Origin of the sequence: Methylibium rhizosphaerae (assembly GCF_006386545.1) — a bacterium.
In the GTDB taxonomy this organism is placed as follows: domain Bacteria; phylum Pseudomonadota; class Gammaproteobacteria; order Burkholderiales; family Burkholderiaceae_C; genus Pseudorivibacter; species Pseudorivibacter rhizosphaerae.
Map to the genome: position 1 here is coordinate 1 of NZ_SWAR01000048.1, position 19,341 is coordinate 19,341.

The 19,341-nt window shown below is 69.4% G+C and carries 20 protein-coding genes and 1 pseudogene; 8 read left to right on the forward strand and 13 right to left on the reverse strand.

The features are described 5' to 3' along the window. The 7 genes from E8D38_RS24095 to E8D38_RS24125 form a co-directional block, all read right to left on the reverse strand. The coding region (locus tag E8D38_RS24095; RefSeq protein ID WP_425462816.1) for a TerC family protein at positions 1 to 294 on the reverse strand (294 nt) is incomplete at its 3' end. Positions 295 to 312: 18 nt separating this feature from the next. Further along, the gene (locus tag E8D38_RS24100; RefSeq protein WP_140636471.1) at positions 313 to 1,347 is read right to left on the reverse strand and encodes a 2-dehydropantoate 2-reductase; all 1,035 of its coding nucleotides are present in this window, start codon (positions 1,345 to 1,347) and stop codon (positions 313 to 315) included. 25 nt (positions 1,348 to 1,372) lie between these two features. Continuing rightward, positions 1,373 to 2,143 (reverse strand): fumarylacetoacetate hydrolase family protein, encoded by a 771-nt coding sequence (locus tag E8D38_RS24105; RefSeq protein ID WP_140636473.1) that lies wholly within the window; start codon positions 2,141 to 2,143, stop codon positions 1,373 to 1,375. 8 nt (positions 2,144 to 2,151) lie between these two features. Further along, positions 2,152 to 2,994, reverse strand: coding sequence for a succinate--CoA ligase subunit alpha (locus E8D38_RS24110; protein WP_140636475.1), 843 nt, complete (start codon positions 2,992 to 2,994; stop codon positions 2,152 to 2,154). A gap of 27 nt (positions 2,995 to 3,021) precedes the next feature. After that, positions 3,022 to 3,333, reverse strand: coding sequence for an HAD family hydrolase (locus E8D38_RS24115; RefSeq protein ID WP_140636477.1), 312 nt, complete (start codon positions 3,331 to 3,333; stop codon positions 3,022 to 3,024). Between the two features lie 165 nt (positions 3,334 to 3,498). After that, the gene (frc, locus tag E8D38_RS24120) at positions 3,499 to 4,746 is read right to left on the reverse strand and encodes a formyl-CoA transferase (protein ID WP_140636479.1); all 1,248 of its coding nucleotides are present in this window, start codon (positions 4,744 to 4,746) and stop codon (positions 3,499 to 3,501) included. A 25-nt stretch (positions 4,747 to 4,771) separates the two neighbouring features. Beyond that, positions 4,772 to 5,212: a PAS domain-containing protein gene (locus E8D38_RS24125; protein WP_140636481.1), complete on the reverse strand. Its 441-nt coding sequence runs from the start codon at positions 5,210 to 5,212 to the stop codon at positions 4,772 to 4,774. 228 nt (positions 5,213 to 5,440) lie between these two features. Between E8D38_RS24125 and E8D38_RS24130 the strand changes: the two genes are divergently transcribed. Further along, positions 5,441 to 6,628, forward strand: a complete 1,188-nt coding sequence (locus tag E8D38_RS24130) for an ABC transporter substrate-binding protein (protein ID WP_140636483.1) — start codon at positions 5,441 to 5,443, stop codon at positions 6,626 to 6,628. Positions 6,629 to 6,796: 168 nt separating this feature from the next. On the opposite strand, the gene E8D38_RS24135 is transcribed toward E8D38_RS24130, so the two are convergent. After that, positions 6,797 to 6,997, reverse strand: a complete 201-nt coding sequence (locus E8D38_RS24135) for a DUF1127 domain-containing protein (RefSeq protein WP_140636485.1) — start codon at positions 6,995 to 6,997, stop codon at positions 6,797 to 6,799. A gap of 189 nt (positions 6,998 to 7,186) precedes the next feature. Here E8D38_RS24135 and E8D38_RS24140 point away from each other — a divergent pair. Then, positions 7,187 to 7,291, forward strand: a pseudogene (locus tag E8D38_RS24140) (lecithin retinol acyltransferase family protein); the annotation flags it as partial. A gap of 101 nt (positions 7,292 to 7,392) precedes the next feature. Then, on the forward strand, positions 7,393 to 7,620 hold the full coding sequence (locus tag E8D38_RS24145) for a DUF7661 family protein (protein WP_140636487.1): 228 nt from the start codon (positions 7,393 to 7,395) through the stop codon (positions 7,618 to 7,620). Between the two features lie 145 nt (positions 7,621 to 7,765). Here the strand turns inward: E8D38_RS24145 and E8D38_RS24150 are convergent, their stop codons facing one another. Further along, entirely contained in the window at positions 7,766 to 9,001 is a 1,236-nt protein-coding gene (locus E8D38_RS24150; RefSeq protein WP_140636489.1) for an MFS transporter, read from the reverse strand. Positions 9,002 to 9,586: 585 nt separating this feature from the next. On the opposite strand from E8D38_RS24150, the gene E8D38_RS24155 reads away from it, so the two are divergent. From E8D38_RS24155 to E8D38_RS24170, 5 genes are all read left to right on the forward strand, one after another. Then, positions 9,587 to 9,964, forward strand: a complete 378-nt coding sequence (locus E8D38_RS24155) for a DUF427 domain-containing protein (RefSeq protein ID WP_140636491.1) — start codon at positions 9,587 to 9,589, stop codon at positions 9,962 to 9,964. A 218-nt stretch (positions 9,965 to 10,182) separates the two neighbouring features. Next, positions 10,183 to 10,344, forward strand: a complete 162-nt coding sequence (locus E8D38_RS28445; protein WP_181179396.1) for a hypothetical protein — start codon at positions 10,183 to 10,185, stop codon at positions 10,342 to 10,344. A gap of 68 nt (positions 10,345 to 10,412) precedes the next feature. Next, positions 10,413 to 11,036, forward strand: coding sequence for a hypothetical protein (locus tag E8D38_RS24160; RefSeq protein ID WP_140636493.1), 624 nt, complete (start codon positions 10,413 to 10,415; stop codon positions 11,034 to 11,036). Positions 11,037 to 11,039: 3 nt separating this feature from the next. After that, entirely contained in the window at positions 11,040 to 11,387 is a 348-nt protein-coding gene (locus E8D38_RS24165; protein WP_140636495.1) for a hypothetical protein, read from the forward strand. 139 nt (positions 11,388 to 11,526) lie between these two features. After that, on the forward strand, positions 11,527 to 11,982 hold the full coding sequence (locus tag E8D38_RS24170; protein WP_140636497.1) for a hypothetical protein: 456 nt from the start codon (positions 11,527 to 11,529) through the stop codon (positions 11,980 to 11,982). Between the two features lie 74 nt (positions 11,983 to 12,056). Here E8D38_RS24170 and E8D38_RS24175 read toward each other — a convergent pair whose 3' ends face one another. The 4 genes from E8D38_RS24175 to E8D38_RS24190 form a co-directional block, all read right to left on the reverse strand. Continuing rightward, complete coding sequence (locus E8D38_RS24175) at positions 12,057 to 12,320, reverse strand: hypothetical protein (protein ID WP_140636498.1); 264 nt, start codon at positions 12,318 to 12,320, stop codon at positions 12,057 to 12,059. 23 nt (positions 12,321 to 12,343) lie between these two features. Next, complete coding sequence (locus tag E8D38_RS24180) at positions 12,344 to 15,118, reverse strand: serine/threonine-protein kinase (protein ID WP_140636500.1); 2,775 nt, start codon at positions 15,116 to 15,118, stop codon at positions 12,344 to 12,346. Continuing rightward, positions 15,118 to 15,660, reverse strand: coding sequence for an ECF-type sigma factor (locus E8D38_RS24185; RefSeq protein ID WP_181179397.1), 543 nt, complete (start codon positions 15,658 to 15,660; stop codon positions 15,118 to 15,120). Before E8D38_RS24185 ends, E8D38_RS24180 begins: the two co-directional genes overlap by 1 nt. 208 nt (positions 15,661 to 15,868) lie before the next feature. Further along, positions 15,869 to 19,339 (reverse strand): response regulator, encoded by a 3,471-nt coding sequence (locus E8D38_RS24190; protein WP_140636504.1) that lies wholly within the window; start codon positions 19,337 to 19,339, stop codon positions 15,869 to 15,871. Positions 19,340 to 19,341: the final 2 nt, after the last annotated feature.

Genomic DNA, 19,341 nt, shown 5'->3' on the forward strand with positions numbered 1-19,341 from the left:
GTGCTCGTCCTCGTCCTCGGGCAGCAGCAGCTTGATGCCGATCCAGATCAGCAGGGCCGCGCCCACCAGCTTGAGGAAGGAGATCTTCAGCAGCGTGAGCGCGAAGAAGATCAGGACCACCCGGAGCACGATGGCGCCGGCGGTGCCCCACAGGATGCCCTGCGTGCGCTGCCTGGCGGGCAGCTTGCGGCAGGCCAGCGCGATGACCACCGCGTTGTCGCCACCCAGCAGGATGTCGATCATGATGATCTGGCCGACCGCGATCCAGAACTCGGCCGTCATGAACATGTCCATCGCGTCCGCTCTCCCGGGTCAGGCGGCGTGGGCCGCGACACGCTCGGCCGACTCGTGCAGGCGCACGTGGCCGCGCTGGTCTTGCATGGTGCGCGCGAGCAGCTTCACCAGCGCATACACGCTGTCGATGTGCGGCGTGGGCGTCTGGGTGAGCTGCGCCAGCTCGACCACTGAACCCACCAGCGCGTCGATCTCGGGTTCGCGCCCGGCCTCCACGTCCTGCAGCATCGAGGTCTTGTGGTGGCCCACCTTCTCGGCACCGGCGATGCGCTTTTCCAGCGGTACACGGAAGGTGATGTTCAGCTTGTGGGCCACCGCCTGGGCCTCGCGCATCATCGCCGCGGCAAGCTCCCGCGTGAGCGGGAACTGGCAGATGTCGGCCAGCGTCGAGTGCGTGAGCCCGCTGATGGGGTTGAAGCTCAGGTTGCCCCACAGCTTGAGCCAGATCTCCGAGCGAATGTCTTCGAGCACCGGCGCCTTGAAGCCGGCACTGGCAAAGGCGTCGGCGATGCGCTGCACGCGCGCCGTGGTGCGGCCGTCGAGTTCGCCCAGGGGGAACCGGTCGCCTTCGATGTGGCGCACGACGCCCGGGGCCGCCAGCTGAGAAGCCGGGTAGACCACGCAGCCGATCACCCTTGCCGGGTCGATGCCGGCGGCGATGCGGCCATGCAGGTCGACGCTTCGCACGCAGGTGCCCTCGTGCGGGCCGCCATGCCGCTGGAAGTACCAGTACGGGATGCCGTTCTGCATCGGCACGATCACCGTGTCGGGGCCGAGCAGGTGCGGCAGCGGCTCGAGCACGCCTTCGAGCTGGTGGGCCTTCATGGCCGGGATGACCACGTCCTGCGGGCCTGCGGCGGCATAGTCGTCGGTGGCGCGCACGTGCAGGGCCACCTGTTCCTGGCCGTCGGCGGTGACGAGCTTGATGCCGCGCTCGCGTATGGCCTCGAGGTTGCGGCCGCGCACGATGAAGGTGACGTCCTCGCCGGCCATGGCGAGCTTCGCCCCGACGAGGCCGCCGATGGCACCGGCGCCGATGATTGCGATCTTCATGAGCAGAGTCCTTCGAAATGGAAATTCATTCGAGCCGGTTGGCCAGCCGCCCGATGCCTTCGATCTCCACTTCGACGAGGCTGCCCGGCTTGATGGAGCCGACGCCGACCGACGTGCCGCACAGGATCACATCGCCCGGCAGCAGGGTCATGTCCACGGAGATGCGGCTCACCAGCCGGGCCACCGAAAAGGTCATGTCGCTGATCGGGTAGTCCTGCCGGACCTGGCCGTCCAGCAGCGTCTTCACCCGCAGCGCGGCCGGGTCGAGTCCGGTGGCGACGGCCGGGCCGAGCGGGCAGAAGCCGTCGATGCCCTTGGCCCGCGTCCACTGGGTGAACGAGGCGTCGCGGTTGAGCACGTCGGCCAGCGTGACGTCGTTGCCGCAGGTGTAGCCGAACACGTGTGCCGGCGCATCGGCCTCGCTCACCGAGGTGCAGCGCCGGCCGATCACGATGCCCAGCTCGCCCTCGAACACCACCTTGCCGCCGCCGCGCGGCAGCGGAATGGGTGCCTCGTGCGCGCTCCACGAGTTGGGCGACTTCAGCAGGTACAGCGGCTCCTCGGGCAGGCCCAGCTGCAGCTTCTCGCGCAGCTGGCCGAAGTTGTTCCACAGTGCGATCACCTTGGTGGGCTGCACGGGCGCGAGCAGCTTCACGTCCTGCAGCGCCACGCTGCGGCCGGTGGGCGCGTTGTCGCCGAAGAGGCTGCCGCGATGCTCGAGCACGCGCTCGCCCTGGAGTTGTCCAAAGGACTCGGTGCCGTCGAGCAGGAAGCGGACCCAGCGGGTGTGTGTCATCACCATCCTCAGTCAAAGGGGAGCCAGCGGCAGTCCACCACCGAGGCGGTGAGTTCGCCGATCAGTGCCGGGTCGCTGGCGAGCTGCACGCCGCAGGCCTGCAGCGCGGAGCGCTGCACCGCGGCGCCGGCGCCGTCCTCGATGTAGCCCACCAGGGGCTTCTCCATGTGCTGCGCGATCCACTCGGCGCAGTGCTGCAGTTCGTCCTCGCCGACCGAGCCCACCAGCAGCACCGCGTCGGTGCCGTCGTCCTCGCTGAACATCTTCAGCAGCTCGAGGTGGGTGAGCCCGTGCAGCCCGGCCTGGGGCAGGCCCACCACGGTGGAGGCGCCCAGGCCGAACTGCGCAAGATGGCGCGCCACGTAAGCGGTGAGTGCGACCGAGCGCGACACGATGCCGATGCGCCCGCGGCGGTGCACGTCGCCGGGCAGGGCGCCGACCTGCACCTCGCCGGGAGTCACCACACCCGCGCAGCCTGGTCCCAGGAGGCGCGTGCCGCGGCGCTGCAGGCGCGCCTGCAGCGCCGAAAGGTCCTGCGGCGGTACGCCGTTGCTCACGCACACCACCAGCTCCATGCCGGCCTCGGCGGCCTCGTCGATGGCCTCGGCCGCATGCCCGGGCCTCGCATACACCACCGAGGTGGTGGCGCCGGTGGCGGCGCGGGCTTCGGCCACGGTCTTGAAGACCGGAATGCCTTCGAGCGCGCCGCCCAGCGGCGACGGCCCGACGCCGGCGACGAAGCACCGGCGGCCATGGCCGTAGCGGCGCCCGGCCAGCGTGTGCTGCAGCCCGGCGGACTCCACCAGGCCTTGCACGACGATGCGGCTGCGCTTGTTGACGAGGATCGACATGGGGCGTTCCGTGAGCGACGCGGGGGCTCAGACGCCCAGTTCCCAGGCGGTGCTTGCCTGCGACCAGTCGAACGGCCCGCGGCTGCAGGGCTTGTGACGCAGCATGCGTTCCTGGATCGCCGAGGCGAGGAAGGCCGCGTCGTAGGCCTTGAGCAGGTGCGGCTGCCGCGTCTCGAGGTAGTGGCGGATGCGCAGCTCCGGCTCGGCGCTGTGCCGCACCAGCGCTTCGTAGGTGTCGCTGTCCCAGTACCAGCGCAGCCCCAGTTCGTGGAAGGCCGCGTTGTAGGCGTCGCGCTCGAGGTCTTCGCTGCTGAGCACGGGCGGCAAGTCGTTCTTCATGACCTTCTCCTGTTCCTGTTTCCGTTCCTGTTGATGCCGGTGCGGATGCAGACGTCGATCACCGGTGCGCAGAATCTAGAAGGCGGGAGAGATCAGCGACAGTCAATTGTTCTTATTCGAAGCATCACCTGCGCGTGATGGCTGGCCGTGCTCTCGGCACTGATGTCAGATCGCCCCTTCGGAACGCAGCAGCTCCACGTCCTTGTCGCCGTAGCCCAGCTCCTTCAGCACTTGCTCGGTGTGCTCGCCCAGCAGCGGCGCGCGCGTCACCTCGGTGGGGCTGTCCGACAGCTTGATCGGGTTGCCCACGGTCAGGTGCCGGCCGCGCGAGGGATGGTCCACCTCGACCACGGTGCCGCTCTTGCGCAGCCACGGGTCCTCGGCGATCTCCTTCATCGACAGGATGGGCCCGCACGGGATGTCGTACTCGTTCAGGATCTCCATCGCCTCGAACTTGGTCTTGCTCATCGTCCACTGCTCGATGCGCGCGAAGATGGGCTTGAGGTGCAGCAGCCGGGCCTGCGGCGTGGCATAGGCCTCGTCGTCGATCCAGCCTTCCTCGCCGATCACCCTGCACACCGCCGGCCACACCGCCGCCTGGGTGATGAAGTAGATGTAGGCGTTGGGATCGGTCTCCCAGCCTTTGCAGCGAAGGATCCAGCCTGGCTGCCCGCCGCCCGAGGCATTGCCGGCGCGCGGCACCGCGTCGCCGAAGCGGCCGTCGGGGTACTGCGGGTACTCGTGCAGCACGTGGGTGCGCTCCAGCCGCTGCTGGTCGCGCAGCTTCACGCGGCACAGGTTCAGCACTGCGTCCTGCATCGGCGCGAGCACCTTCTGGCCGCGGCCGCTGTGGGTGCGCTGGTACAGCGCCGTCACGATGCCGAGCGCGAGGTGCAGCCCGGTGCCGCTGTCGCCGATCTGCGCACCGCTCACCACCGGCGGGCCGTCGTCGAAGCCGGTGGTGGAGGCGGCGCCCCCGGCGCACTGCGCGACGTTCTCGTAGACCTTGCAGTCCTCGTAGCGCCCGGGGCCGAAGCCCTTGACGGAGCCGACGATCATGCGCGGGTTGAGCTTGTGGATGTGTTCCCACGACAGGCCCATGCGCTCCATCGCGCCGGGCGCGAAGTTCTCGACCAGCACGTCGCAATGCCGGATCAGCGACTCCAGCACCTGCTTGCCCCTGGGCGTCTTGGCGTTGAGCGTGACCGAGCGCTTGTTGTGGTTGAGCATCGTGAAGTAGAGGCTGTCCACGCCGGGGATGTCGCGCAGCTGGCCGCGCGTGGCATCGCCTTCGCCGGGGCGCTCGACCTTGATGACGTCGGCGCCGAACCACGCCAGCAGCTGCGTGCAGGTCGGCCCGGATTGAACATGGGTGAAGTCCAGGATGCGGACCCCGCTGAGCGCCTTGTCCATGGCTAGCTTTCCAAGAGTTGCGTGTTCAGCTGGTCGCGCGTGCGGCGGCCTGCTCCAGCGCGGCCAGCCGCTGTCGCAGCGCCTTGTCGTCGTTGAAGCGCTGCGTCTCGTCGCGGATCACCGCGACCACGCCTTCGACCTGCCCCTGCACGCCGGTCAGCAGCGCCACGGTGAATGCGATGGACAGCGCGCGGCCGTCCTTGTGCAGTGCAGGCACGCGCAGCAGCGTGGTGCCGTAGCGCGTCTCGCCGCTGGCCACCGTCTTCTCGTAGCCTTCGTTGTGGCGCCCGCGCAGCCGCTCGGGAATGATGAGATCGAGCGGGCGGCCCAGCGCCTCCTCCTCGGTGAAGCCGAAGATGCGCGTTGCGGAGGCGTTCCACACGATGATCGTGCCGGCGGCATCGGAAACGACCACCGCATCGCCCATGGAGCGGACCAGCTGCTCGAAATCGATGGTGGGGCGCATCGTGTCTCCTTGTCTGGAGGCACTTTGCGATGGTGCGCCGCCGCACGCCGTTGACCGGCGTCAAGAATCGAAAAAATGGGGCGCGCTTCGGGCCGATGCGCACGGCTTCGCCCAGGATCAGTGCGGCGGCGGCATTTTTTGGCGGCACGGCACGCCTTCTGCGCCTGGCCAGGGTTCCGTCAGGGTTCGGCAATGCGTCGGGACTGACCGACTCCTAGAGTCGCTCCCATGCTGTCCCGCCGAACCTTTTCACTCCAGGCCCTGATGGGCGCCCTCTATACGACCACGCAGGCGCCGCTGGCCCTTGCGCAAGGCACAACCGCGCAGAAAGGACGAGCGTCGAACACCTTGCGTGTCGCGCAGTCGGCCGCGTTGTCGGGCCCCCAGGCCGAGGTGGGCATCGCATTCAACACCGGAGCGAAGGCTGCGTTCGCCGCGGCCAACGGTGCCGGAGGCGTTCACGGCAGGCAAATCGAGTTCGTGTCCCTCGATGACGGCTATGACCCGAACCGGGCCGTGCAGAACACCAGGCAGTTCCTCGGCGACGGCGAGGCGCCGGTCGCGCTGTTCGGCTACACCGGTACGGGCAGCACGAAGGCCGTTGCGCCGCTGGCCAAGGAAGCCGGCGCGGTGCTGTTCGCACCCATCTCCGGCAGCGACGCGCTGCAAACGGACAGTCAGCCGCAGGTCTTCTTCGTGCGCGGCACCTACTCCGACGAGATCAAGAAGATCCTTCAGCACCTCACCACCATCGGCTCGCACGGCCTCGGGGTGTTCTATCAGAACGACGGCTTCGGGCAGGGCGCCCTGGCACTGGTGAAGGAATATGCGAGCCAGCACAAGCTGCCGCAGCCCGCGGCGGTGGCCTACGAACCGCAGCAGCCCGACATCCGCGCGGCTGCGAAGGCGCTGCAGGAGGCACGGATCCAGGCCGTGCTCCACCTGTCGTCGGCCCAGTACAGCGCCCAGCTGCTCAAGGAACTCGACCTCGCCGGCGTGGCAGGCAATGGCCGCCTCTACCACTACGGCGTCTCCATCATCAGCGCCAGGAACCTGGTAAGAGAAGCCGGCAAGTCGGCACACGGCTTCGTGATCGCCAATCGCGTGCCGGACCCCGCCGGACCCACGGGCATTGCCTCGGAGTTCCGCCGCGCCATGCAGGCGATCGGGTCGAACGGCAAGGAGGACCTGACTTCGGCGGCCGCGATGGAGGGCTACATCTCCGCCAGGTTGCTGGTCAAGGCCATGCACAACGCCGGCCCGAAGATCGACCGTGCAGCCTTGCGCAACGCTCTCGAAGGACTTGGCCGCCAGGAGATCGGGCCCTTCACGCTCACCTACGGCCCGGGGAAGCACCGCGGCTCGTCCTTCGTGGACCTGGTGATGGTGCGGGGGGACCTGACGGTCGCACGCTAGCGGCGCTCAGCGTCCTGGCCGCTTCCCCTCACCCCATCCCTCTCCCCGTTCACGGGGAGAGGGAGCTTGAAGCGCGCCGCTGGCATTGACTCCCTCGCCCCGTTTGCGGGGAGAGGGTTGGGGTGAGGGGCGCGTGCCTGAGCGGCCGGTCGAGCGGCCAGCGGGGACTCACAGCGTCGTCAGCGGCAGGCCGCCCGCGCGGGGCGGAGGCTGCGGCGTGCAACGCGCCAGGCCGATGTCGCGCAGCAACCGGTCGTCGAGTGCGGCGATGGAGTCGGTGTCTTTCGTGTCGCCGAGCAGGGTGAGCAGCAGCGACGAGCACACGGCCACGAAGGTGCCGAGTGCCGTCAGGGTCCTGTGGATGACCATTGCGGCGTCTCCTTGTGTTCAACGGCTGGACTGATGGGCTGTGGTGAGACTGCATCGTGCGAGCGCGGCATTGCCCGTGCGTTTCAGGCCGGGGCCAGGCGATTTCAGCTGCAACGCATCGGCGGTCGATCGACATCGAGCGGTGGCGCGGTGCCGCACGCTGCAGGCCTGATCAACCGGATCACGGCCATGGACGAAGAACTTCCGCTCGGCACCCATCTCACGTCGGCACGGCGCGGCTATGTGCACCACGGCCTGTATGCGGGCGGAGGGCGCGTCATCCACTACGCCGGCGCGTGCGTCAATGCGTCGACGGCGTGTCCGCCCTCTTCGGTTCGCGCTCGCGCTGCGCCGTCCGCGCCGCGACAGGGGCCGGGCTTGTTTAAGCTCGGGGGATGCGCGACATCGAATACCACCGCTTCAACGTCTTCGGCGACATCGTCGCCATCGAGGGTTCTCCGGGTGACTGGGTGGCCTGGCTCGTCGGGGCCGACGGCAAGCGCCGCCCGGCCGACTTCATCGTGCCCGGCTTCCTGGCGCGAGAAGAGCTGTGCGAATACCTGGCCGACCTGTTCCACGAATCCGCTACGCCGTGGAACGGCTCGGTGTTCGAGATCGAATGATGCCGTTCGCGCTTTCCGTCCTGGCCCACCCGGGCCCGCAGAGCTTCACCCATGCAATGGCACAGGCGGCGCAGGCCGTGCTGCCTGAGACGTGCTTCACTTCGACATACCGCCGGCCGCAGGCGCCTGAAGCCGGCGGCAGTGCTCAGGCTGCCGCAGCTGCCATCTGCCGCCCCGGCAGCCGCGTGAACGCCAGGGCGGACAGGAAGGCGCCCAGGCCCAGCGCGAACGCGCCGACGAACAGCCAGGCATAGCTCGAGAACGAGTCGTAGATCAGCCCGCCCAGCACGGGCCCCAGCGCCATGCCCAGGCTGCTGGCCATGGTGGTGCCGCCGATCACCGTGCCCATCATGCGCAGCGGAAAGTTCTCGCGCGCCATGACGGCGAACAGCGGCATCACGCCTGCATAGGTGAAGCCGAACAGCGCGGCCACGGTGTAGAAGCTCCCGAGCTCGCGCGCGTACACATAGCCCAGCACCACGATCGCCTGCGCCAGCAGGGCCAGCACCAGCACGCGCGCGGCCCCGAAGCGGTCGCCCAGCAGCCCGAACACCAGGCGGCCGCCCATGCCTGCCAGGCCCTCCAGGCTGTAGATCGACACGGCGGCCATGAGCGGGATGCCGCAGCTGACGGCATAGCTCACCGTGTGGAAGATCGGCCCCGAGTGCGTGGCGCAGCTCAGGAAGCTGGTGGCGACCAGGATGAGGAAGGGGGCGGAGCGCAGGGCTTGCCCGCGGGACAGGGCCGGCTCATGCGATGCACCTGCCGGCGCGGCGCCGGCGGCGGCCTGGGCCAGCGCCGGCGGGCGGCGCACCAGCAGGGCCGCAGGCACCATGATCCCGGCCACCAGGGCCGCGATGATCTGCAGCGAAGTGCGCCAGTCGTGGCCCTGCACCAGCCACGCCGCCAGCGGCGACATGGTCATCGGCGCCATGCCCATGCCGGCCGACACGAGCGACACCGCCAGGCTGCGCCGCGTGTCGAACCACCCGGTGACGCAGGCCATCATCGGCGCGAAGATCGCCGCCGCGCTGAGGCCCACGACCACCCCGAACAGCAGCTGGAACGCGAGCAGCGATGTGGCGAGGCTCGCCAGCGCCAGGCCGGCGGTGAGCAGCAGCGAGCCGGCCAGCACCACGATGCGCGGACCGACACGGTCGGACAGGTAGCCCCAGCCGATGCTGCCGAAGGCGAGCGCCAGAAAGGCGAAGGTCATCGCGGTGGAAATGCCGGTGGTGGACCACCCCGTGTCCTCGGCGATCGGCCGCAGGAATACCGGCAGTGAAAACAGCCCGCCGATCGCGACGCAGCCGAGCAGGCCGCCCGCAGCAACGATGATCCAGCGGTAGTGCGTGTGTTCGGCGGTTCTCCAGGAAGGCATGGTCGGGTTCCCCTTTGCTGATGCGGTGTGTCGGTGTGCAGGCTAGTGCGCCCCGCCCGGCGGCGTGAGTAACAAGCCTGGCGCGATTGGTGACCCGTCGGCGAGCCGAGCTGGGACCTCTTGCCATGACGTTCACAGGGCGCGGTTTTCGACGCGGGGGAGGGGAGGGAAAACCCGGGGTGGCGCAGGGCCGGCCAGAAAAAAAGGCCGCGAGACACGCCGGACCGGCCGGGTCCTATGGGATGCCCGCAAGGTCCTGGTGTTGAGACATGACCGATCCGTTGTGTTGAGTGCAGGACCACGTCAGGACTCGAGCCGGCACGGATGTGCCTCGCGGCTGGAAGCCGGGGCCTGCACCACGGATCGGGCCCCGGAGATCGCCTCTGCCGCACGCGCGTCGGGTATGTCGCGGGTGGGTTTGTGCTGCGTCAAGACTGTAGGAGGGCGGGCTTGCAGCTTTTGGGCGACTTGGCAAGCCAAGCGCAGGGCCGGCGCAGGAATCCTGCATGGCGCCCTGCCGTGGTGCACGGGGGAACGCAGTTTGCTGAACCCTGAGGCCAGGCAGGCCAGCACGAAAGGAAGGTCATGAGCAAGTCACCGGGTCATCAACAGCATCCGGACCACAAGGTCCGTGAAACTCGCCTGCACAGCCGTGCGACCGCAGCAGTCGACGGACAGACGATCGCCGAGTCGTCCGACGTCGTTCGCGTCGATGAGGACGGTGCGCCGCCGCGCTACTACTTCCCGCGCGACGCGGTTCATGCGAGCCAGCTGACGCGCAGCGAGACGACGACCACGTGCCCCTTCAAGGGCGTTGCCACGTACTACAGCTTCAAGCAGGGCGACCGCGAGTTCAAGGACGCCATCTGGTCCTATGAAGAGCCGTACGACGAACATGCCGCCCTCAAGGGCCGCATGGCGTTCTACGACGACCGGTACCCCGCGATCTCGGTCGCGGCCTGACGCAACGCCGACGTTGGCCCTGGAGGCCTGAGATCGCCGGCGCCTCGCGGCCGGCGGCTTTGCCCCTCGCGCCTCTGCGGCAGCGGACCGTGCGGCGCGGCCAGCAGCCCCGGAGAGCCCCCCACAACGAGGGGGCGTGATCCCGGATCGCACCGGTTCGCGTCTTTCCAAGCAAGCCGCCTCGATGGCGAGGCGGCGCAGGCCCGGAGAGACACGACATGCGCATCAAGGCCAGGCAATTCCTCGCGATCCAGCCCAACGACAAGTTCAACCTCGCATCCATCAGCAAGGTCGTCATCGGCATGCTGGCGGCCACGCACAAGGTTTCGACACATTCCCGGTCCGGCTGGGGCCGGAAAACCAGCGACTTCTTCCTCTGACACGGCTTCACGGGCTGCGCGGCGGCCCTCGATGCCGCGATCGCTTTCTTCATGCACGGAGGACTCCCATGACACGCATCATTTCCCGCGCTGCGGCCCTGGCCACTGCGCTCTCGGTGACCTTTGCCACCTCGGCTCAGGCGGCATCGCCAGCTGCGAGCGCCTGCCCCGACTACCTCTTCCTGAGCGGCAACCTCGCGCTCAACCCCAACTTCGAGGTGCCCGCCGCCGGCGTGCCGCTGGGCACTACCAAGTGCTGGCAGAACGGCAACCCCTCGCCGGTCGATTCCGCCGCGGCCAACTGGCAGATGCACAGCAGCAACGCCGGCGCCACCGTGTGCTCAACGCTCGTGAACGGCAGCGCACCCGGGCCTGGCGGCAGCCGCCTGCTGGCCTTCCAGGCCGGCGGCAACGAAGGCGGCGTCTACCAGAGCCACGCACTCGACCCGAAGAAGGCGTACATGTTCTCGGTGTGGGTGATGGTGCGCAGCGGCCAAGTGGCCATCCAGTCGCGCGCGATGACCGGCGGCCCGGTGTCGTGGACCTCGAAGATCGGCGAGTGGGAGCAGCTTCGCGTGTGCACCAACTCACTGGCCAACACCGACACGCTGGTCATCTACAACCAGGCGCCCAATGGGGGCACCTTCTTCGTGGACCGCGCCGAGCTGCGCGAGATCCCGATCCGGGAGTGAGCCATGCGCGACCATCTGTCCGCTGCAGCCTGGCGGGCGTCCACGCTCGCTCTCGCGGTGGGGTGGGGCCTGGTCTCGTGCGGCGGTGGCGGGGACGGCAGCGGGCCAGCGCCGCCGGCCGCGCGGTCCGCCGATGCGCCGGCGATCGCCGCGCTGCCGGCCACGCAAGCGCCGGCCACCGCCCCGTGCCGGTCTCCAATGGCCACCCACTCCGCGCCGGTGTCCTCGGAAGCGCTCGCCGCCTTCCGCCAGGCCTTCGACGACGAGCTGCGCGCCTTCGCACAGGAGGCTCCCGCGGCCGGCGGAGGTGTGGTCGAACTGCCCGACCCCTTCGAGCAGGCGCGACCGTGAGCGCAGGAGTCGCGCGCCCCTCGCATGAGGGGGCGGTTGCACGATCCGCGGCACCACCAGCTTGCGTCTGTATCAGTGGAAGCGCCTCGCGGCGCTCCATTCCATCCACCTCACCAGCTTTCAGTTCAGGAGATCTCTCATGCCAACGCTCAGCACGCCCACCCTCACCCTGGGCAATACCGTCAACAACAAGCGCAACGTGACCGTTGCCGGCAGCGTCAGCTTCGATGCAGGCGATGTCGGCAAGACCTACCGCCTGGAGATCAAGCTGTTCGGCGACGACTTCAGCGGCGACAAGCTGCCATCCGGCGACTCGGTGTTCGACGACGAGCTCTACACGTACTCGTTCGCGGGCGTGAGCCCCTTGCCCCGGCCGTACAAGGTGCTCGCAGTGGCCGCCGCGGGCACGGTGAACTACTCCGAAGTACGCACCATCGACGTCGGTCTGCTCGACGAGGATGGCGGGGTCATCATGACCAATACCGACCCGCCGCTGCCCATTCCGCGCAAGGACGAGGTCTACGCCCGAGTGACCGTCTCCGGCGCGCCGGTGTCGGTCAATTCGCCGACCATCGACGCGAGCTTCGGCATCTGAGGTATCTGCGCACGCAGCAAAGCACCGAGGGCCAGGTCGCCCTGGCCCTCGCAAACGTGTGCGCGATGCGTGCCTTAACGGGTCCCTGCCGAGGCAGCAGCGTCCGTGGGTCGTGTTGGTACCTTGGAGCCACCGCCGCCATCCGTGCTGCTGATGTTGCCGGGCGCCTTCGCCCCGGCCGGGGCCGCCGGCTTCGGCTTGAGCTTGGGTCCGGACTTGACGGGAGCCGAAGCCGCGGCAGCAGGCGCGGCGGGGGTGGCGACTGCAGCGGGCGTCGCGGCCCAGGCCACGAGGGCCGCCAGGGCGCCGATGCCGCTCTTGAGAAGGGTCGTCTTCATACATGCTCTCCTTGGGTAGCAGGTCAGAACATCAGCAAGGGCCACAACTCGGCCACTTGCAACCGGGGCTGAGGCGGCTGCGCCAGCAGCTTTCGAGAATAGACGGAAATGGCGCCGAGATCGGATCGCGCAGGCAACGCAGCACGGAACGACTCGCTGGCGAGAGTCAGCGCGCGACGGGTCGCCTCGTCGGGTGATTGCCGCCAGGCCGATTGGGCCAGCAGGAGCTCTGCGAGCGCCCGCTGCGGGTGCCCTGCGGGCAGACGGCCGGTGGCGACCTGGCGCGCCTCGTCGTAGAACGGTGCCGCCCGCGCGGTGCCGTGCGCGGCGTCGGTCGCCAGGGCCAGCAGCATCAGCGTGGGCCACATGTCCTTGTGGTGCGTGCCGAACAGCGCACGCTGTTCGGCCAGGGTGCGGGTGAGCGTGGCGACGGCACCGGCGACATCGCCTCGCCGCAGCTGGCATTCACCGAGCAAGGCGCGCGTGCGGGCGGCGCGACCGCGCGCCGAGGGGCCGGCCGCCTCGTCATCGCGCAGGGCGGCGCGCAGCAGCGGCTCGGCCTGGTCGACCTCGCCACGGCGCAACAGCTGGCGGGCGGCAACGAACTTCACCACCCGCGGGGCCGCCGGATTGCCGCTCCTGGGCGCCGATTGCATCGCCAGCGCGATCGCCTGGTCGCTTTCGGCGTACCGGCCGAGGTGGTGCAGCGCCATGGCATGCCACACGCGTGCATAGACCGTGTAGTTGTCATCGTCGCCCCACAGCTCGACCAGCAGGTCGATCAGCTCGGGCATCACCGCCTCGGCGCGTGCGTACTGGCCCAGCTCCACGTCGAGCTCGGCCATGCCGTAGCGGGCCCGGGCCGCGGTGGGCGTGCGCTTGTCGGCGTGCTCGGCGTAGACGGCGGCGAAAAGTTGCCTGGCCTCGTCCCAGTGGCCGGTCTGCTTCCTCACCTCGGCCAGCTCGGAGAGCGCCAGGCGGTGGCTCGGGTGGCCGCGTCCGAAGCGTGCCTCGGCCTGGCTTGCGGCCAGGCGCAGCTCGCGCGTAGCGTCGTCAAGCCGGCCTTCAGTGAGCGCGAGCGTGCCCAGGCGCGTGCGCGCGTGGACGGGTTCGACCATGCCAGTCGCGTCCATCGTGGCGGCCGTGTCGATGACATCCTGGTAGTGCCGGCGTGCCTCGTCGTTGCGACCCAGCATCCAGGCCACGAAGCCGAGTTCGAAGGTGACCTGCAGGTAGTCATGGCTGCGCATGCGCCCGGCGTTGCGCAGGTGCGCGTGGCTGAGAGACAGGGCGGCATGGGCCTGCGCCGGGTCGCCGGCGGCCGACAGCATCAGCCCCAGCGGCTGGGCCACTTCGGCCTGCAGCGCCGGGTCGTCGTGGAGCCTCTTCTGCGACTCGCTCCAGCCGCGCCGCAGCAGGTCGACCACAGGCACTTTGGCGGCGCCCGAGTGCTCGGGGTTCAGCTCCGTGAAGATGCCCGTGAGCAGTTGCACCACCGAGTGCGTGCGCTCGGCCTCCTGCAGGGCGGCGCGCCACTGCCAGGTGGTGGCGGCGATGCCGGCCACCAGCGTGAGCATCAGCGCGGCCAGCACGGCCACCTGGGCGCGGTTGCGCTGCACGAACTTCGCCGTGCGGTAGCCGAAGGTGTCGGGCTGCGCGATCACCGGCTGGTGCGCCAGGTGGCGCTCCAGGTCGTCGCGCAACTCCTGCACCGTCGCATAGCGCTCGGCCGGAGCCTTCTTCAAGGCCTTGGCGACGATGGTCTCCAGGTCGCCGCGCAGGGCCTGCTGCAGCGCGGGCAGGCTGCTGCCGCGCGAGGGGGCGGCGTCGGGCGATTCGCGCAGCGCGGCGGTCAGGCCGCGCGGCGGTTCCTCGACGATGGCGCGTGCCAGTGCGGCCATGCCGCGCGAGCTGCCGGCATAAGGCCGTGCGCCGCTCAGCAGGCCGAACAGCACCACCCCCAGCGCGTACACGTCGGTGGCCGTGGTGACGGGGCGGCCTTCGATCTGCTCCGGGGCGGCGTATTCCGGCGTGAGGCCGGCCGGGCCGGCGTGGGTGAGCTCGGTGAGCTCGTCGCCCGTGTCGCCCTCGGCCAGCAGCTTGGCCACGCCGAAGTCGAGCAGCTTCACGTGGCCGTCTTCGGTGACCAGGATGTTGGCCGGCTTCAGGTCACGGTGCACCACGAGGTGGGCGTGCGCGTAGGCCACCGCCTCGCACACCTGCATGAACAGGCGCAGGCGCGCCTCGATGCCGAGCTTGCGCGCATCGCACCATTGGTCGATGCGTTCGCCGGGCACGTACTCGAGCACCAGGTAGCGCGTGCCGTCGGCGGCGAGGCCGGCATCGAGCAGCTGGGCGATGTGCGGGTGCGAGAGCCGCGCGAGGAACTCGCCCTCGTGCGCGAAGCGGGCCTGTGCCTGCGGGTCCATGCGCGCGGCATGCAGCAGTTTGACGGCGGCGCGGCCGCTGTAAAGACCATCGCTGCGCGTGGCGCGCCACACCTGACCCATGCCGCCGCTGCCGATGGGCTCGCGCAGTTCCCAGGCGCCCAGGCGGGTGCCGGACCAGTCGGTCTGGAGCGGCTCGGCGGGCTGGGGTGTGGCCTCGCCGAGGAAGTTGCCCGCCTCGGCGGCGCGGTCGGCCTCGATCATGGCCAACAGGCGCGGGTAGAGCGCGGGGTGCTCGGCCTGCGCGCGCTGCAGCTCGGCGGCGCGCCGCGTTGGATCTGCGGCAGCCCAGCGGTCGAACAGGGCCAGCACCTCGCGCCAGGCGGCGGTCGATCGTGCCGTGGGCGTCATCAGGCGCTGAGGTAGTCGAACAGGAAGGCGCGGGCTCGGCGCCAGTCGCGCTTGAGGGTGGGCACGGAGAGGTCCATCACCTCGGCGATCTCTTCCATCGTCATGCCGCCGAAGTAGCGCATTTCCACGAGCTTGTGGCCGCGCTCGTCGACGCGCGCCAGGGCTCGCAGCGCTTCGTCAACCGCCACGGCATCGGGTTGATTCGGCAGCTCTTCGAAGGCCGCGGTGCTGAGCGTCACCTCGGACACGCCGCCGCCGCGCTTTTGCGCTGCACGCTCGCGCACATGGTCGACGATCACGCTGCGCATCACGGTGCTGGCGTAGGCGAAGAACTGGCGCCGGCTGCGGCCGGACGGGGCATCGCCGCAACGCAGCCAGGCGTCGTGGACGATGGACGAGGGATCGAGCGTGATCGGGCCGGCCTTCGCGAGATGGCTGCGGGCCAGGCGCTTGAGGTCGGCGTAGAGCAGTGTGAAGAGGCGGTCCTTTGCGGCGTCGTCGCCCGCCTGGCACTTCTCCAGCAACACGGTGATCTCGCTCATGGTGGCGGTCATTCTAGGCAGGGCCCACCCCCCTAAGTTGGCACATCCGTCTGCCTGCCGGGTGCTGCCGGTCGTGCTCGGCGGCAGAGGGGCGGCGGATTCCGAAAGCTGACGCTGTCCGGCTCACGCCTGGCGAGCTCCTCTTCCAATCGCGGCGGCAATCTGCACGGCGGGAAGAATGAAGAAGCACCCGCAAGGTCGCAGTCCTTCAGTTTTCAGCGTCGTGGGTGTCGATGCCGGGCAACTCGGCAAGCGGATCGGCGCCGGCCCCGGCGTTCTCGACGCCGGGTGAGTCGGCCGTGGCCGGGCGCACCCAGCGCGCCAGCGTAGCAAACAGCTCGTCGATCTTGATCGGCTTGGCGATGTGGTCGTTCATGCCCGCGGCGAGCACCTTGTCGCGGTCGCCAACCATCGCGTTGGCGGTCATCGCGATGACCGGCAGATCCCGCAGATGCGGCTGCCGCCGAAGTGCCCGGACCGTGGCGTAGCCGTCCAGCACCGGCATCTGGCAGTCCATGAGCACGCCGTCGAAACGCTGGCCGTCCAGCGCGTCGAGCGCCTCCTGGCCGTCGCAAGCGACGCTGACGACGATGCCGGCACGACTCAGCACATTCAGGGCGACTTCCCGGTTGATGGGGTTGTCCTCGACCAGCAGGATGCGCGCACCCTTCAGGCTGGCTGCACGGCCGAGGGAGCCCGCTTCGGATCGCGTGGCGTGGGCTGGCTGGCGGGAAGCCAGGTCGATCGCCGTGCTGCCCGCATCGATCGGCGTCGCTGGCGAGACCCGCCTGGCCGGCCGCGCGCCGGCGGGGTGCTGTTGGTTGGCGAGGTGCTGCAGCGCCTTGTCCGGCAGGACAGCCGATGCCTCGCGGATCCAGGTCAGGTTCAGCAGCGCGGCGATCGCATCCAGGAGCGCGGGCTGCGCGACGGGCCTGCCGGACGCGTTGGCGCCAGCTTCGGGGCTGCGCGCCTGCACTGGCGCGGTGGCACCGGCCGACCCGACGATGACGGGAACCTTGGCGGTTTCCGGCGCACGTCGCAGCCGCCGCGTTGCCTCGAAGCGGTCCGTCACCGTCATCATCATGTCCATCACGACGAGGTCGGGCCGGAACCGGGCCGCCACCGCGAGCGCCTCTTCGCCATCACATGCGTGGGCCATCTCGAAGCCCAGCGTTCCCAGGGCATCGAGCAGCATCGCGCGGCTCTGCGGCACGTCGTCGATCACCAGGACCTTTCGACGCTCACCTTCGTAGCCAATCGGCGCGCTGCACTCAGGTACCGCGTGAATCTGCGCCTGCGTGGCGGGCACCTCGATCTCGAACGAGAAGACGCTGCCCGCGTCCAGCTGGCTGCGCACCTGGATGTCGCCGTTCATCAGACGGATCAGCTGCCGACTGATGGCCAGGCCCAGACCGGTTCCGCCCTCGCGCCGCTCCATCTCGGCCACCTGCTCGAAGGGCTGGAACAGCCGCGCCAGCTGTGCCTTGGTCATGCCGATCCCCTCGTCCTCGACCTCGAAGCGCAGGCGCGCCAGCACAGCGGCCGAAGACGGCGTCGGCTGCAGCTGCAGCTGCGTCACGCGCAGCGTCACCTGGCCCGCATCGGTGAACTTCACGGCATTCGACATCAGGTTGAGCAGCACCTGGCGCAGCCGCTTCTCGTCGATGCAAATGGTGGCAGGCAGATCGGACGCGGCCTGGTAGACGAACAGCAGGCCCTTTTCCTCGGCTTTGACGCGGATCATGTCGCACACCACCTGCAGGAACGCAGGCAGGTCGATCTCGGTGGGAGACAACTCGAGCTTGGCCGCATCGATGCGCGCCAGATCCAGGATGTCGTTGATGAGCGTGAGCAGGTGCTGCCCACTCTCGGCGATGACACTGAGCCCTCGGGCCTGCCGCTGGGTCAATATCTCGTCGCCCTGCAGGATCTGCGCGAAGCCGAGGATGCCGTTGAGCGGCGTGCGCAACTCATGGCTCATGCGGGTCAGGAACTCGCTCTTGGCACGGCTTGCAAGCTCCGCCGCCGCGCGGGCATCGCGCTCGATCTCGGCTTGCTTGCTGGCGGTGCGATCGAGAACGAAAGCGACGGCCTGATTCGATCCAGGCTCGGCCATGGCAACGCCGATCAGGACCGGCACCCGGCTGCCATCCTTGCGAACGAATTCCTTCTCGTAGGGTGTGCAGGCACCGAGCGCGCGAACTTCCGCCATGGCACGGGCCGTCACCTCCTGGTACTCCGGAGGGGTCAGCAGCTCGCGATGGATGCGCCCCTCGCGCAAGTCCTCGCGGTCATAGCCGACGATGCGCAGGTAGGCATCGTTGGCCTCTATGGCGTGGCCCTCGAGGTCGAAGAAGACGATGCCGGCGAGGTTGGAATCGATCATCTGCCGCAGCCGGGCCTGGCCGGACCGCAAGGCCGCGTCACTGCGTTCGAGGTCGGCGACGCGCTGCTGCAGGGTGCCGACGAGCTCGCGCACCCGCGCGGCCATTTGTGCGAAGGCGCGCGTCAGGACGCCGACCTCGTCGGGCTGCGTTGCCGCGGGCAGGGGCGTGTCGAGATCCCCTTGGCGGATTGCATCCGCCGCCTTCGCCAGGGCACCGATGGGTCGCACGATGCCGCGCGTCAGGCGCAGCGCGATGACGGTGGCCAGCAGCAGGGCGACCGCGGCCACCGACACGATGACATTGCGCGTCCGGCGCACCTGGACGAGGATCGCATCGAGCGACTGCTCGTCGATCAGTGTCCATAGCACGCTGCTCTGCCCGGGCGGCCGGATGCGGGTGAACACCTGCAGGGCATCGGGCCGGTCGACCGACGCATAGAGCGTGCCGGACGACTGATCGAGGATCACCGCCGCGTCGCGCGGGCGTTCGCTGCGCAGCGACACGCCGCCGCCGCGCAGGTGCTCGAAGCGGCGCGTCGGATCGGGGTGCAACAAGTAGTGCCCCTGGCGGTCGACGACGTAGGTGGACGCCGCGCCCGCGGCGGACTGCTCGAGCGTGCCCAGTACCGGCGCGACAAGCGCGTGCAGCACGACCACGCCGTCGAGCAGGCCACTGTCGCTCTGCAGCGCCGTCGCATAGCGCAGCACCGGCGCGGCAGGTCCCTGGCGGCTCGGTGCCTCCAGCGTGAGCTCCGAGATGTAGATCGACTCCTGCCCGGGAATCGCGCGCAACTGCAGCGCCCCCGCAAAATACGGCTCGGCTGAACGATCGGCCAACTCGCCGGGCGGCAGCACCGACGGCCCGCCGTCGCCGAGCAGCGCGCAGCTCACCTCGTGGCCGCTGCTGTCGAGCAGGCACAGACGGCTGTAGCGCTCCGCCCAGCGCTTGAGCAAGCCGGCAAAGTAGCGCTCAACCTCCCGCGCGACGCTCGCGCGGTCGGCGCCCGGCGCCGCGTTCAGGTAGCGGCGCAAGGCGGGCGCCTGGACGATGACCTGTAGATCGGCGCCGATCTCGGAGAGCTGGCGCGCGGCCGCCGCCGCGCGTGCCCCCGCGCTGCGCAAACCCTCGTCGCGGGCCATCTGGATGAGCAACTCGCGGCTGCGGCTCAGGCTGTAGACGGAGATGATCGCCGTCGGCACGAGGATCACGGCGACGAACGCGACGATCAACTGGTGCCGCAGCCCCAGGCCCGACCAACGCGCCGTGATGCGCTCCGGCTGCGGTGAGTTCATGC